The following is a 15,018-nucleotide window of genomic DNA, read 5'->3' on the forward strand; positions in this document are numbered from 1 at the left end:
TTCAATCCCTGAGATTAATGGTGAGCCCATTCAACAGTGCTCAAATCAATCCCTTCTTTGTACATATCCCATAGAGGAGACATGTCGCGTAGCTTAGTCACTGCAACGCGGATTTGTTCAATTGCGTAATCAATTTCTTCTTCAGTCGTGAAACGACCAAACGAGAAACGAACCGAGCTGTGAGCCAATTCGTCATCCATGCCTAGGGCACGAAGAACGTAAGAAGGCTCAAGACTTGCAGACGTACAAGCACTACCAGAAGATACCGCTAGATCTTTAAGCGACATTAGTAGTGATTCACCTTCTACGAATGCGAAACTGATGTTTAGGTTGTGTGGTACACGCTGCTCAAAGTCACCGTTTACCGTCACTGCTTCTAAGTCTTTCACGCCATCAAAAAGACGGTTACGCAGCGCTAAAGCGTGATCGTAATCTTTTTGCATGTCTTCCTTTGCAATGCGGAATGCTTCACCCATACCTACGATTTGGTGAGTAGGAAGTGTACCAGAGCGGAAACCACGCTCATGACCGCCACCGTGCATTTGCGCTTCAAGACGAATACGAGGCTTACGACGTACGTAAAGTGCACCGATACCTTTAGGGCCGTATACTTTGTGAGCAGAAAGTGAAATTAGATCAACTTTCATCTCTTGAACGTCGATTGGTAATTTACCTGCAGATTGCGCAGCGTCCACGTGGAAAACAATTTTACGCTCACGGCACAGTTCGCCGATCGCTGTAATGTCTTGAACCACACCAATCTCGTTGTTTACATGCATAATAGACACAAGCACGGTGTCATCACGCATGGCTGCTTTAAGCTTCTCTAGATCGATCAAGCCATTTGATTCTGGCTCAAGGTAAGTCACTTCAAAGCCTTCACGCTCAAGTTGACGACATGGGTCAAGAACGGCTTTGTGCTCTGTTTTACAAGTGATTACGTGCTTGCCTTTCTTCGAGTAAAAGTGCGCTGCACCTTTAATCGCAAGGTTGTCTGATTCTGTCGCACCAGATGTAAATACGATTTCGCGAGGATCTGCATTTAGAAGGTCAGCAATTTGCTCACGAGCAGTATCGACCGCTTCTTCTGCCTGCCAGCCGTAACGGTGCGAACGTGACGCTGGGTTGCCAAATGTGCCATCCATTGTCATGTACTGAACCATTTTTTCAGCAACACGTGGATCAACTGGACATGTAGCGGAATAATCAAGATAAATCGGCAGTTTCATTCTCTACTCCAATGTAAAAAGCTGACCGCTAAGAGCGGACGTTTACACCGATGGGCGCGGCGGTTGTATTTTTGTTTGATAGCCCATGGGTTACCGCCAGATCAATGTCCTGACGATCAGAAATTTCGAGTACTTCATTGTCTGTCATCAACTCACCAAGAGTGATGTTATTCAAAAAGTCACTAATGCGAGAGCTTAGGTCACGCCACAGCGTGTGAGTAAGGCAACGTGTTCCACCTTGGCAATCTCCTTTACCTTGGCATTTAGTTGCATCTACTGACTCATCAACGGCAGCAATCACGGTACCAATAGCGATACTGTGAGCGTCGGCACCAAGTCGGTAACCACCACCAGGACCACGAACGCTGGCAACGAGACCTGCTTTACGCAATTTTGAAAATAGCTGCTCTAAGTAAGAGAGCGAGATCCCTTGACGCTCTGAAATATCAGCCAGAGGTACAGGGTTTTGTTGCGAATGCAGTGCCACATCCAGCATGGCTGTCACCGCATATCTTCCTTTAGATGTAAGTTTCATACCACACCGTATCCACATGGTTTGTAATGGTTAAGATTTTTCCATACCTGAGTAATTTGGTCAAGTATTTATTTGACCATTTTACTCAGGTATTCATCCTTACACCTAAAGTGGTTATTATTCACTCAGAACTTCTTTTCTATCGAAGTCAAAACGCCTCGTAGAATATTAAGTTCTTGGGTTTCTGGTCGAGCACGAGAGAACAAACGGCGCAACTTATTCATCACCTGTCCAGGTTGCTCTTTGTTAATAAACTGGGTCTCAACCATCACCTTTTCAAGATGCTCGAAGAACATTTCGAGTTCTCGATGACGCGGGTATTCTTCCGATTCATTTGGGGAAAACTGGCTTTGCTCTAAGTTCAAGTGTGCAACTCGCACTTCGTAACTGAGAGTTTGTACAGCCATCGCTAGGTTAAGCGAGCTGTACTCAGGATTAGCGGGAATACAAACATGGTAGTGGCACTTTTGTAGCTCTTCGTTTGTCAAACCAGTTCTTTCTCGGCCAAACACGAGCGCAACCGGATGCTTTCGGCCTTCAACTGCAAATTTCTCACCGCATTCACGTGGTTCGAGCATTGGCCATTCTAATGTACGAGAGCGGGCGCTAGAACCCACAACAAGGCCACAATCTTCAACCGCTTCTTCTAATGTGCCGACAATCTTTGCATTTTGAGCAATATCACCAGCACCCGCAGCTAAAGCAAGAGTTTGTTCATCCACTTCACATTGTGGATCGACTAATACTAGTTGGTTTAAACCCATCACTTTCATTGCTCGAGCTGCTGAGCCAATATTGCCTGAATGAGAGGTACCTACGAGTACAATTTTTACTTGATCCAACATCTGTGTTTGCTACCTAAATTAAAACCGCAGAATGTTATCATAGTTTTTTAAGACACCCTAGAGGCAAGCAGACCTCTCTTCTCATTCTTGGTTATTGTTCTCGTCCGCAGTATGCTCTGTACACTCAACCAGTCGCATTTAGAACAAAAAATAACCACTTCCCTTTTTAATTATCTCTGGTATACTCGCCGCCGCTTTCATTTGTTCTTTAACATCCGTTGGGAAATTCGTATGCATCCAATGCTAAACATTGCTATTCGCGCTGCGCGAAAGGCAGGCAATCATATTGCTAAATCATTAGAAAACACTGATAAAGTAGAATCTACTCTTAAAGGCACTAATGACTTTGTCACTAACGTAGACAAAGAAGCAGAATACATCATCATCGATACTATCAAGCAGTCTTACCCTGAGCACTGTATCGTTGCTGAAGAACAAGGTCTTATCGAAGGTAAAGATAAAGACGTACAATGGATCATCGACCCACTGGATGGCACCACTAACTTTGTAAAAGGTTACCCAACTTTCGCGGTTTCTATCGCTGTTCGTATTAAGGGCAAAACTGAAGTTGCTTGTGTTTACGATCCAATGCAAAACGAGCTATTCACTGCGCAACGCGGTGCCGGCGCTCAACTAAACAGTGCACGTATTCGTGTTGCTCAACTAAAAGACCTTCAAGGTACTGTTCTAGCAACAGGCTTCCCATTCAAGCAGAAACAACACGCTGAGTCTTACATCAAGATCGTTGGTGCGCTATTCACTGAGTGTGCTGATTTCCGTCGTAGCGGCTCTGCTGCTCTAGACCTTTGTTACGTGGCAGCTGGCCGTGTTGATGGTTACTTCGAACTAGGCCTAAAACCTTGGGATATGGCAGCAGGTGAGCTTATTGCTCGTGAAGCTGGCGCAATCCTAACAGACTTTGCTGGCGGCACTGACTACATGAAGTCTGGTAACATCGTTGCTTCAAGCGCTCGTGGCGTAAAATCTATCCTTAAGCACATCCGCGAAAACGGTAACAGCGCGATCCTTAAGTAAGATTTGAAAGTCATATTTAGCCCGTCACGCTGATGACTTTAGAAAGCCCCGCTCAATGAGCGGGGCTTTTTTGTATCTACCGAACCGTATCTACTTAGCTGCAATGTAAGGCTCTCCATACAATGAGGTTCGGCAAGCTCACGACTCTATTCAGATACAAAAAAACCGCTGATTGTTCAGCGGTTTTTGTTTTCGGTTCTCAATCTGCCTTATGGCATTTCGTCGAACTCTGCACCTTCTTTTTCTACTTGAGGTGGCATCAAGTGCTCTTTCTGGATACCCAGTTTTAGAGCCAGTGCTGATGCTACGTAGATAGAAGAGTAAGTACCTACAGTGATACCGAGTAAAAGTGCGGTTGCAAAGCCGTGAATCATAGCACCACCCTGCATGAACAGTGCAATTACCACGAACAACGTCGTACCAGATGTAATCAATGTACGGCTCAATGTTTGAGTGATTGAAGCGTCCATGATGTCCGAAGGTTCACCCTTACGCATCTTACGGAAGTTTTCACGAATCCGGTCAAATACAACGATGGTATCGTTGAGTGAGTAGCCCACAACCGTCAGTAGCGCAGCTACGATAGTCAGGTCAACTTCAATTTGTAGAAACGAAAAGACACCTAGCGTGATAATTATATCGTGAGCCAATGCCATTACCGCACCAGCCGCTAGACGCCATTCAAATCGCATCGATACATAAAGCAGGATACAGATCAGCGATACCAAGATCGCTAGACCACCAGCTTCTGTTAGCTCATCACCAACGTTGGGACCTACGAACTCAATACGACGCATTTCTACGCTTTCGCCAGTACCATCTTTGATAGCACCAATGATTTGGTTACCTAGCGTTTCACCAGAAACGTCATCACGTGGACGAAGACGGACCATGACTTCACGAGCACTACCGAAGTTTTGTACTGTCGCATCGCCAAAGCCTTTTGAATCTAGTGCTGCACGAATCTCTTCAAGGTTTGCTGGCTGTTCAAAACCGACCTCGATAAGCGTACCGCCAGTGAAATCTAGACCCCAATTAAGCCACTTGGTTGACAAAGTGAAGATAGAAGCAGCAATCATTATAATTGAAAAAACGAATGCTACTTTCGACCAACGCATAAAGCCGATCGTCTTCTCTGCTTTTAGAATTTGAAACATATTAATTCCCAGCCTTAGATCGACAATTTATCAACGCGTTTGCCACCGTAGATCAGGTTCACGATACAACGTGTACCAATAATGGCGGTGAACATTGAAGTTAAGATACCGATAGATAGAGTAACTGCGAAACCTTTCACCGCACCTGTACCGACCGCAAATAGAATGATTGCAGTAATTAGTGTTGTGATGTTCGCATCAGCAATCGTGCTGAATGCATTCGCGTAACCTTGGTGAATCGCTTGTTGTGGACTGCGTCCATCACGAATTTCTTCACGGATACGCTCGAAGATCAGTACGTTCGCATCAACCGCCATACCGACTGTTAACACGATACCGGCTATCCCTGGAAGCGTCATGGTAGCGCCTGGAATCATCGACATAACACCAATGATAAGCACCAAGTTTGCCATTAGAGCGATGTTTGCAATCAAACCAAAGCCGCGGTAGTAAAGCAGCGTAAATAGCATTACGGCAACCATACCCCAGATACATGCTTGGATACCCATATCGATGTTTTGCTGGCCCATTGATGGACCAATGGTACGTTCTTCAACGATAGAGATAGGTGCAATCAGTGCACCAGCACGTAGTAAAAGTGCTAGGTTGTGTGCTTCTGCAGCAGAGTCGATACCTGTGATACGGAAGTTACGACCAAGAGCCGATTGAATCGTTGCTTGGTTGATGACTTCTTCATGCTTATCCAGAATAACTTTGCCTTCAGGCGTACGACGGCCACTGTCTTTGTATTCTGCAAACACGGTAGCCATTAGCTTACCAATGTTCTTCTTAGAGAACGCAGACATCTTATTACCACCTTCGCTGTCTAGCGAGATGTTAACTTGTGGACGACCATATTCATCAACACTTGAGCTTGCATCTGTGATGCTTTGACCGCCAAGAATAACGCGCTTCTTAAGCACAACTGGGCGACCATCACGGTCCATCTTGATTTCACTACCTGCTGGCGCACGACCATTTGCCGCTGCCGATAGGTCAGCTTTATCATCAACTTCACGGAATTCAAGCGTTGCCGTAGCTCCGAGAATTTCTTTTGCACGAGCAGTGTCTTGAACACCAGGCAGTTCAACTACAATGCGACTAGCACCTTGACGTTGAACCAATGGTTCCGCAACACCTAGTTCGTTGACACGATTACGTAAAATCGTAATGTTTTGCTCAACAGCATAGTTACGGATCTCTTGTAAACGTTGCTCAGTAAAGGTTGCAGTAAGAGCGTAACGGCCATTTGAATCAGAATCGACAAAAATCATGTCCGGGTGATTCTTTTCTAGCGTTGCTTTCGCTTCTGCTAATTGCTCTTCGTTACGCAACAACACTTCTACCGCTTCTTTTCCAGAAGGGCGGATTGCACGGTAACGAATCTTGGCGTCACGAAGTTCGCTACGGAAAGCTTCTTCTTGTTGACCAACAAGCTTTTCCATCGCTGCATCCATATCCACTTCCATTAAGAAGTGAACACCACCGCGAAGGTCAAGACCTAGCTTCAATGGTGACGCGCCAATCGCTTCTAGCCAATCGGGTGTAGAAGGTGCAAGGTTAAGTGCAACAATTGTGTCTTTGCCTAGCGCTTCGCTGATGACATCACGAGCACTGATTTGTGTGTCAGTGTCGTTAAAACGAACAAGAATTGATCCATCTTCGAGAGCAATGGATTTATGAGAAAGTTGCTCTTTGTTAAGAGCAGTAGTGACAGCATCCAGCGTTGACATATCTACAGAGGCGCCACGCGCCCCTGTAACTTGAATAGCCGGATCTTCACCGTAGATATTTGGAAGTGCGTATAACGCAGCGGTGATGATGGCAAAAAGCACCATCAAGTACTTCCATAATGGATAACGGTTTAGCACAGCGAGGATCCTTTAGCTGTTTTATAGAGACTTAAGCGTACCTTTTGGTAGCACTGCAGTGATGAAGTCTTTCTTGATTACTACTTCATTGTTCGCGTTAAGCTCAATTGAAATGTAGTCATTGTCTTCAGCAATCTTAGTGATTTTACCCACTAGGCCACCGCTAGTTAAAACTTCGTCGCCTTTGCCCATAGAAGCCATTAGGTTTTTGTGTTCTTTTACGCGTTTCGCTTGTGGGCGGTAAATCATGAAGTAAAAGATCACTGCGAACATGCCAAGCATGATTAGCATTTCAAAACCACCGCCTGCTGGCGCACCTTCTGCTGCTGCGTGAGCCTGAGAAATAAACATTAAAACATCCTCATTATATTTTATTGATAATCAAACAAATTGGGCTTTCGCATTTTAGATTCAAGTCTGAGAGTAACTAATAGAGATCGCTCTCTCAAAAATAACGTGCGTTAGCCTACTTTATTAGCAAAAGCCTCTGGCGACATACCAAAGGCTTTAATTCTTTTAGTTTTTCAATTACTGCTCTTTTGCTAGTGGTGGCACTTCACGGCCACGACGCTCATAGAACTCAGTAACAAATTCATCGAAGCGATCTTCATCAATTGCTTTACGAATGCTTTCCATCAGACGCTGGTAGTAACGCAGGTTATGGATTGTATTCAAGCGAGCGCCTAAGATTTCATTACAACGCTCTAAATGGTGAAGGTACGACTTGCTGTAGTTTTGACAAGTGTAACAGTCACAATGCGGATCCAATGGTGTTGTATCCGTTTTATGTTTCGCATTACGGATCTTGATCACACCACCAGTCACAAATAAGTGACCATTACGTGCGTTACGCGTTGGCATTACACAGTCAAACATGTCGATACCACGACGAACACCTTCAACCAAGTCTTCTGGCTTACCTACGCCCATCAAGTAGCGAGGTTTGTCTTCAGGAAGTTGAGGACAAGTATGCTCAAGAATACGGTGCATGTCTTCTTTAGGCTCACCTACTGCCAAACCACCAACCGCGTAACCGTCAAAACCGATTTCCGTTAGACCTTTTACCGACACATCACGTAAATCTTCGTAAACACCACCTTGAACAATACCAAATAGGTTGTTCGGGTTTTCTAGCTTCTCGAAATGGTCACGTGAACGCTGTGCCCAGCGTAATGACATTTCCATCGATTTCTTCGCTTCATCGTGTGTCGCTGGGTAAGGCGTACACTCGTCAAAAATCATAACGATGTCAGAGCCCAGGTCTTTTTGAATTTCCATCGACTTTTCTGCGTCCATGAAAATCTTGTCACCGTTTACTGGGTTACGAAAATGGACACCTTCTTCAGTGATCGTACGCATCTTACCAAGGCTGAATACTTGGAAGCCGCCTGAATCAGTAAGAATAGGACCGTGCCAGTTCATAAAATCGTGCAGGTCACCGTGCATTTTCATCACTTCTTGACCAGGACGTAGCCACAGGTGGAACGTATTACCTAGCAGAATTTCTGCACCAGTACCTTTTACTTCTTCTGGTGTCATACCTTTAACGGTACCGTAAGTACCTACTGGCATGAACACAGGAGTTTGAACAGTGCCGCGTTCGAAAGTCAGTTGACCACGACGTGCATTGCCGTTTTTCTTCTTAAGATCGAATTTTAATTTCACGATGCCTCCGGGTGTCAGAGAAACAGTCTGACTGAGTGTTTAGGGCTCTACCCTACTTTAAGGAGCGGTCGCTTTTCCTTGCGAGAGACAAAGCAATGGATGCTTTATTTCCTAGCTTACTGCTAGCACTCGTAAATCTATTTTTAACTACGCCGTTTTCTTCTTGATGAACATTGAATCGCCATACGAGAAGAAACGGTATTTGTTTTCCACCGCATGTTTGTAAGCATTCATGGTGTTCTCGTATCCAGCAAATGCACTCACCAACATGATCAGTGTTGATTCAGGCAAGTGGAAGTTTGTGATCAAGCAATCCACCAACTGATATTCGTAACCAGGGAAAATAAAGATTTCTGTATCGCCAAAGAATGGGGCCAGCTCAGTCCCTTTTTGCAATGCGTCTTGCGCTGCACTTTCAAGTGAACGCACAGATGTGGTACCAACAGCAATAATTCGTCCGCCACGCGCTTTCGTCGCTTTAATTGCTTCGACGACTTCTTGCGGTACTTCTACGTACTCGGCATGCATGTGGTGATCGTTGATATTTTCCACTTTTACTGGCTGGAATGTACCCGCCCCAACGTGCAAAGTAACGTAAGCAAACTCTGCACCTTTCGCTTTGATTTTCTCCAAGAGAACATCATCAAAGTGAAGGCCCGCTGTTGGTGCCGCAACCGCACCTGGCTTTTGATTATATACCGTTTGGTAACGCTCTTTATCTGCATCTTCGTCTGGACGGTCGATGTAAGGAGGAAGCGGCATATGGCCGATTTCTTCCAGAATTTCTAGTACCGTCTTATCAGAACTAAATTTCAGTTCAAATAAAGCATCATGGCGTGCAACCATTTCTGCTGAATATTCATCATTCTCGCCAACAATAATGGTTGTACCTGGTTTTGGTGATTTAGAGCAACGAACGTGCGCGAGGATGCTTTTCTCATCCAACATGCGCTCCACTAGCACTTCTAATTTACCGCCCGACTCCTTGCGGCCAAAAAGACGAGCAGGAATAACACGAGTATTATTAAACACCACTAAGTCACCGGGTTGAACTTGGCCCAATACATCAGTAAATGTGCCATCAATGAGCTCTCCGGTATTGCCGTCCATTTGCAGCAGTCGGCTAGCGGTACGCTCTGGTTGAGGGTAGCGAGCGATGAGTTCATCTGGAAGGTCGAAATGGAAATCTGATACTTGCATGTTACTTGTCTTATCTATTGGTCAAATCACGTCTAGGCGACGATAAAATTGCGACGAGTTTTTCGCAGCAGACTAGTATATGTTTACATGCTGCAATAGCAAGCAAATCACCAGAATATAGCAGTAAAAGCCATGGTGAAGAGTGTAATAAAACGTGAAAAGCCTCGATTACTTGGCACTATTTTTAATTTGAGCCCAAAAGAGAAAACATGAAAAAAGCAAAGCAGCGTATACCGCTGCTTATTAGTTTGGCATTCCAATCGCCCTATCAAACCTCACGCTTTCGCCACAAGAATAACGGCACGAATAAACCCAATAACCAAAACCCTAGACTGCCACCTTCATCATCTGAGCCTTTGAAATCACAGTTATTGGTCGCAATGCCATCGTGACACTCTTTATTGTCACCACTTTCATTGTTAGCACTTTTGATAAAATTCGGCGCAACGATGTAACGACTTGGTGGCGCATCGGCAGTGATGTAAGACTGTACCCAGTCGTAATAGTGGCTCACCTTGGTGTAGAAACTTGGGATCGTCAAAGAGCCACACGTTGGTAGAATAAGGGGGCCGCCACTAACAATACCAATTTGTTTGCCGGTCGCCACATCGACCAACGGGCCACCACTGTCACCTTTACATGCAGAGTTGCCATATTGAGTATGGCTATCTGGCTCCAATACATGGTTTTGTGTTGGTAGCGTACAAATTTTGGTTTGGTTGTCTCTTGAATCAATGATCCCCGGAAAACTGCTGCCAATTTCTAAACGCTCATAACATTTGTCGATGGGTAAAAATGTGCTAATGGTGGTTTTGAGCGTATTAGAAGGTTCAGAAGCATCCGGCTGAGTAGCCCCCCATCCAAACACTTGCACATTTTCGACACGTTGATTGGTCAGGTAATTATCGTTCCAATCCGCCACCAAACGTGCTTCGATACTCTCCATGTCAACTTTACTCGCTAGGTCAGCAAAGTTCGCGTTTGCCACTGGGCGCGTGAGATACAGCAACGCGATGTCTGAATCTAAACCGGTTTGGATAGGTTTCACGTTGCCATTACCGTCGGTCTCAGCTTTTGAAATCCGAGTGTAATCCGGATGAACCACAACGTGAGACACCGGATAGAAGTTATCAAGCCCTGCAGAATTAAGTTCATACACATTCGCATTCACCGACAGCTCACCCGGCGGGGTCACATAGTAGGTTGCTTCATTGGTTCCTTGTCCCATCACCACACAGTGCGCCGCAGTCAGTACCCATTGCTCTGTCAGCATCGTTCCACCACACAGCGGAAACTCTGCCATATTACTTGCTCTCAAAGTAACGCGGTCAACATGATCGGTTTGTTCATCTCCTAACACAATCGCCTGTGTTGATGGCACACTGAATGCCGCCACTGCCAGCGCAATAAGTTTGTTACACGTTGTTCGTTTCATCTAGGTTGCTGTCTTCAATTTGGTAAGCCTGGACGTATCTTCTTCGAGAGAAGAATCTTGGAAAATCCAGCGAATAAAAATGTGCGATTCAATTCATTGGATTACCTTGGGGACACATTCAATATCAACTAAAAATGCCAACTGACTCGCACACAAACCGACTTATTCAAATTAATAAAAACACCAATAAAACACAGATTACGCAGCCCATCAGCATTGTGCTATTTAATTGATGAAAAACGAGTTAGCTCCCAGATATACAGAAAAATATTCTCTATATTTAAGAGAAGGACAATGCCGCTGGAGGTCTCTATGATCAAGGTTGAAGACATGATGACTCGTAATCCTCATACCTTACTGCGCACGCACACCTTGCGTGATGCAAAAAGCATGATGGATGCGCTTGATATTCGACACATTCCGGTTGTTGATGCCAATAACCACTTACAAGGCTTGGTGACTCAACGCGACATTCTTGCTGCTCAAGAATCGAGCTTGCACCCAGATGAGGCTGAACAATCTTTTACTTTAGACACACCGCTCTACGAAATGATGCACACCAATATCATGACGGCAGAGCCTATCGCGGGGCTCAAAGAGAGCGCTATCTATATGCAAAAGCATAAAGTTGGCTGTCTACCTGTTGTCACCAAAGGTCGATTGGTCGGCATTATTACTGATAGTGACTTCGTGACGATTGCGATTAACTTATTGGAACTACAAGAAGAAGTGGAACCTGAAGAAATCGAGCAGGAAGAGTAGTACGCAAGCGTATTCTCTTTGTTGTAAGTTTCGTTTTTACACCGGTTAAACGAAAAAAGAGCGGCAGGGTTGCCGCTCAAAATGCCATTACTGACGCTGATTAAGGAAGTGTTTCTCTGCCAATTAGAATTGGTCTTCTTCGGTCGAACCTGTCAATGCTGTCACTGAAGAGTTACCACCTTGGATAGTATTGGTCATTCTATCGAAGTAACCTGTACCTACTTCTTGTTGGTGCGCAACAAACGTATAGCCTTTTTCAGCTGCTTGGAATTCAGGACGCTGAACTTTCTCAACATAATGACGCATACCTTCACCTTGAGCGTAAGCGTGTGCCAGTTCAAACATGTTGAACCACATGTTGTGAATGCCTGCTAGCGTGATGAATTGGTACTTGTAGCCCATGTCTGCAAGCTCTTGTTGGAACTTAGCAATGGTTTCTGCATCTAGGTTTTTCTCCCAGTTGAATGAAGGCGAGCAGTTGTACGCCAACAATTGATCTGGGTATTCAGCGTGAATTGCTTCTGCAAACTTACGTGCTTCTTCCAAACATGGCGTAGCCGTTTCACACCAAATCAAGTCTGCATATGGTGCGTAAGCCAGACCGCGAGAAATCGCTTGGTCGATACCCGCGCGAACGCGGTAGAAACCTTCTTGAGTACGCTCACCTTCAATAAAGTCTTTATCATATGGGTCGCAATCTGAAGTAATGAGATCCGCCGCATTCGCATCAGTACGAGCAATAACTAATGTTGTTGTTCCCGCTACGTCAGCAGCCAAACGAGCTGCAACGAGCTTTTGTACCGCTTCTTGCGTAGGAACTAATACCTTACCCCCCATATGACCACACTTTTTCACCGATGCTAACTGGTCTTCAAAGTGAACGCCCGCGGCACCGGCTTCGATCATCGATTTCATTAGTTCGTAAGCGTTAAGCACACCACCAAAGCCCGCTTCAGCATCCGCTACGATAGGTAGGAAGTAATCAATACCACCTTCATCTTCAGGCGTCTTACCAGCAGCCCACTGAATTTGGTCTGCACGACGGAATGAGTTGTTGATACGCTTTACTACTGACGGTACAGAATCTACTGGGTAAAGAGATTGGTCTGGATACATCGTCGAAGCGGTGTTGTTATCCGCCGCTACCTGCCAGCCTGACAGATAGATCGCTTCAATACCTGCCTTAGCTTGTTGAACGGCTTGACCACCCGTTAGCGCACCAAGACAGTTTACGTAACCTTTTTTCGCACTACCGTTGACCAGTGACCAAAGTTTGTCTGCACCACGTTGTGCAATTGTGTTTGCAGGCACCATAGAGCCACGCAGTTCCACCACTTCCTCGGCAGTGTAAGTACGCTTCACATTTTTCCAGCGTGGGTTAGTTGCCCAGTCTTTTTCCAGAGCTTCAATTTGTTGGCGGCGAGTTAAGTTAGTCATTGGTCTATCCCTCTTTATAATTTGCACTTTATGCGTGTGCGTTGAGTTTCCGTTCTCAGGCAGTACTTCCCTATCTGCCTTGAAAATCCTTCACGTTATTGGTGTTACAGTTATTCTTTATTAATCCAGGTAGTCATAACCAGGAACTGTCAAAAAGTTGGTCAGTTCATCGCTCGTCGTGAGCCTTGCCATTAAGTCTGCTGCTTCTTCAAATCGACCCGCATGGTAGCGCTGCTCGCCAATTTCTTGCTTCACGACTTCAATCTCCTCTTTGAGATAGAGCTCGAACAGCTCTTTAGTGACCTTTAATCCGTTGTCTAGCGACTTGCCGTGTTGAATCCATTGCCAGATAGAGGCGCGTGAGATTTCTGCCGTTGCTGCGTCTTCCATTAGTCCGTAAATCGGCACACAACCATTGCCAGAAATCCAAGCTTCGATGTATTGCAGCGCAACGCGAATATTGTGGCGCATTCCGCCTTCAGTGCGCTCGCCTTCACAAGGCTCAAGCAGTTCAGCTGCTGTAATAGGCGCATCCTCTGCACGGCTCACATCCAACTGGTTGGTGCGTTCACCCAGCACAGCACTAAAGACTTCCATAGCAGTGTCAGCCAAACCTGGATGAGCCACCCAAGTACCGTCGTGGCCGTTGTTAGCTTCTAACGATTTGTCAGTCTGGATCTTGTCTAATACTTTTTGATTCTCTTTCGGGTCTTTAGCTGGGATAAATGCGGCCATTCCTCCCATCGCGAAAGCACCTCGTTTATGGCAAGTACGTACCAATAATCGCGAGTAAGCGTTTAAGAATGGCTTGTCCATCGTTACCACTTGGCGATCTGGCAGTACTCGGTCTGAGTGTTTTTTCAATGTTTTGATGTAGCTAAAGATGTAATCCCAGCGACCACAGTTCAAACCAACGATGTGTTCTTTAAGCGAGAACAGAATCTCGTCCATTTCAAATACCGCTGGTAAGGTTTCAATCAGCACAGTCGCTTTGATGGTGCCTGTATCCAAACCGAAATAGTCTTCCGTGAAATGGAACACTTCGCTCCACCACTTCGCTTCGTGATGCGATTGCAGTTTTGGAAGGTAGAAATAAGGACCGCTGCCTTTTTGAAGTAACGCTTTGTAGTTGTTATAGAAATACAGAGCGAAATCGAATAGCGCACCTGGAATGATCTGACCGTGCCACGTAACGTGTTTTTCTTTTAAATGAAGGCCGCGAACACGGCAGATCAACACCGCTGGGTCATCTTCCAGCTGATAATGTTTGCCATTGCCAGGATTGGTGTAACTGATGGTGCTATTAACAGCATCGCGCAAGTTAATTTGACCATCTAGCACTTTACTCCATGCAGGAGACATTGAATCTTCGAAGTCTGCCATGAACACTTTTACATTCGCATTCAGTGCGTTAATCACCATCTTGCGGTCAGTTGGTCCGGTAATCTCCACACGGCGATCTTGCAGATCTTGTGGGATTCCTAGGATCTTCCAACTTCCTTCACGGATGTCTTGTGTCTCTGGTAGAAAATCTGGTAGCTCACCAGCATCAATACGTGCTTGCTTCTCTTCTCTTGCTTCCAGCAACTGTTCAACACGTCCGGCAAATTTTTCACACAGTAGAGATAAAAAGGTTTGGGCTTCAACAGGGAAAATTGCTTGATGTTCTGGAGCAACGACTCCATTCACCTCAAGCATGCCTTGGGTTTGCTTTAGTTGTTGTGTTTTTTGTTCTGTCTGAGCAAGCATAATCATTCATCCTTAACGTGCTTTATCAATCTTGGGCAGTCAGCGTAAAGCTACATTTGTAAGTTATGAACAACAAATTACATCCTTTAACTTTGTGT

13 protein-coding genes are annotated in these 15,018 nt (G+C 45.3%); 2 read left to right on the top strand and 11 right to left on the bottom strand.

Annotated features, from left to right (window positions below; genetic code table 11):
- Positions 1-14: 14 nt before the first annotated feature.
- The 3 genes from UQW94_RS19690 to trmJ form a co-directional block, all read right to left on the bottom strand.
- The gene (locus UQW94_RS19690) at positions 15-1,229 is read right to left on the bottom strand and encodes an IscS subfamily cysteine desulfurase (protein ID WP_025768862.1); all 1,215 of its coding nucleotides are present in this window, start codon (positions 1,227-1,229) and stop codon (positions 15-17) included.
- A gap of 28 nt (positions 1,230-1,257) precedes the next feature.
- Positions 1,258-1,764, bottom strand: coding sequence for a Fe-S cluster assembly transcriptional regulator IscR (gene iscR / locus UQW94_RS19695; protein ID WP_005381720.1), 507 nt, complete (start codon positions 1,762-1,764; stop codon positions 1,258-1,260).
- A 125-nt stretch (positions 1,765-1,889) separates the two neighbouring features.
- Positions 1,890-2,609 carry a tRNA (cytosine(32)/uridine(32)-2'-O)-methyltransferase TrmJ gene (gene trmJ / locus UQW94_RS19700; RefSeq protein WP_005383693.1) on the bottom strand — a complete coding sequence of 240 codons (720 nt, stop codon included), beginning with the start codon at positions 2,607-2,609 and terminating at the stop codon, positions 1,890-1,892.
- A 231-nt stretch (positions 2,610-2,840) separates the two neighbouring features.
- Here trmJ and suhB point away from each other — a divergent pair, with 231 nt between their 5' ends.
- Positions 2,841-3,644: an inositol-1-monophosphatase gene (gene suhB, locus UQW94_RS19705; protein WP_005381722.1), complete on the top strand. Its 804-nt coding sequence runs from the start codon at positions 2,841-2,843 to the stop codon at positions 3,642-3,644.
- A gap of 209 nt (positions 3,645-3,853) precedes the next feature.
- On the opposite strand, the gene secF is transcribed toward suhB, so the two are convergent.
- The 6 genes from secF to UQW94_RS19735 form a co-directional block, all read right to left on the bottom strand.
- Positions 3,854-4,801: a protein translocase subunit SecF gene (secF, locus tag UQW94_RS19710; protein WP_005383689.1), complete on the bottom strand. Its 948-nt coding sequence runs from the start codon at positions 4,799-4,801 to the stop codon at positions 3,854-3,856.
- A gap of 14 nt (positions 4,802-4,815) precedes the next feature.
- Positions 4,816-6,672, bottom strand: coding sequence for a protein translocase subunit SecD (gene secD, locus UQW94_RS19715; RefSeq protein WP_005381724.1), 1,857 nt, complete (start codon positions 6,670-6,672; stop codon positions 4,816-4,818).
- A gap of 21 nt (positions 6,673-6,693) precedes the next feature.
- Complete coding sequence (gene yajC, locus UQW94_RS19720) at positions 6,694-7,023, bottom strand: preprotein translocase subunit YajC (RefSeq protein ID WP_005381725.1); 330 nt, start codon at positions 7,021-7,023, stop codon at positions 6,694-6,696.
- A 177-nt stretch (positions 7,024-7,200) separates the two neighbouring features.
- A complete protein-coding gene (tgt, locus tag UQW94_RS19725) occupies positions 7,201-8,337 on the bottom strand; it encodes a tRNA guanosine(34) transglycosylase Tgt (RefSeq protein WP_186584453.1) in 1,137 nt (378 codons plus the stop codon).
- Positions 8,338-8,484: 147 nt separating this feature from the next.
- Positions 8,485-9,537 carry a tRNA preQ1(34) S-adenosylmethionine ribosyltransferase-isomerase QueA gene (queA, locus tag UQW94_RS19730; RefSeq protein ID WP_005381728.1) on the bottom strand — a complete coding sequence of 351 codons (1,053 nt, stop codon included), beginning with the start codon at positions 9,535-9,537 and terminating at the stop codon, positions 8,485-8,487.
- Between the two features lie 268 nt (positions 9,538-9,805).
- Positions 9,806-10,972: a trypsin-like serine protease gene (locus tag UQW94_RS19735; protein WP_213886794.1), complete on the bottom strand. Its 1,167-nt coding sequence runs from the start codon at positions 10,970-10,972 to the stop codon at positions 9,806-9,808.
- A 312-nt stretch (positions 10,973-11,284) separates the two neighbouring features.
- Here UQW94_RS19735 and UQW94_RS19740 point away from each other — a divergent pair, with 312 nt between their 5' ends.
- Entirely contained in the window at positions 11,285-11,734 is a 450-nt protein-coding gene (locus tag UQW94_RS19740) for a CBS domain-containing protein (RefSeq protein ID WP_017820562.1), read from the top strand.
- 123 nt (positions 11,735-11,857) lie between these two features.
- On the opposite strand, the gene aceA is transcribed toward UQW94_RS19740, so the two are convergent.
- On the bottom strand, positions 11,858-13,171 hold the full coding sequence (aceA, locus tag UQW94_RS19745; protein ID WP_005381733.1) for an isocitrate lyase: 1,314 nt from the start codon (positions 13,169-13,171) through the stop codon (positions 11,858-11,860).
- 120 nt (positions 13,172-13,291) lie between these two features.
- Positions 13,292-14,920 (bottom strand): malate synthase A, encoded by a 1,629-nt coding sequence (gene aceB, locus UQW94_RS19750; RefSeq protein WP_258454425.1) that lies wholly within the window; start codon positions 14,918-14,920, stop codon positions 13,292-13,294.
- Positions 14,921-15,018 lie beyond the last annotated feature (98 nt).

Source organism: Vibrio sp. PBL-C16 (assembly GCF_034321865.1).
GTDB classification, from domain to species: Bacteria; Pseudomonadota; Gammaproteobacteria; order Enterobacterales; family Vibrionaceae; genus Vibrio; species Vibrio alginolyticus.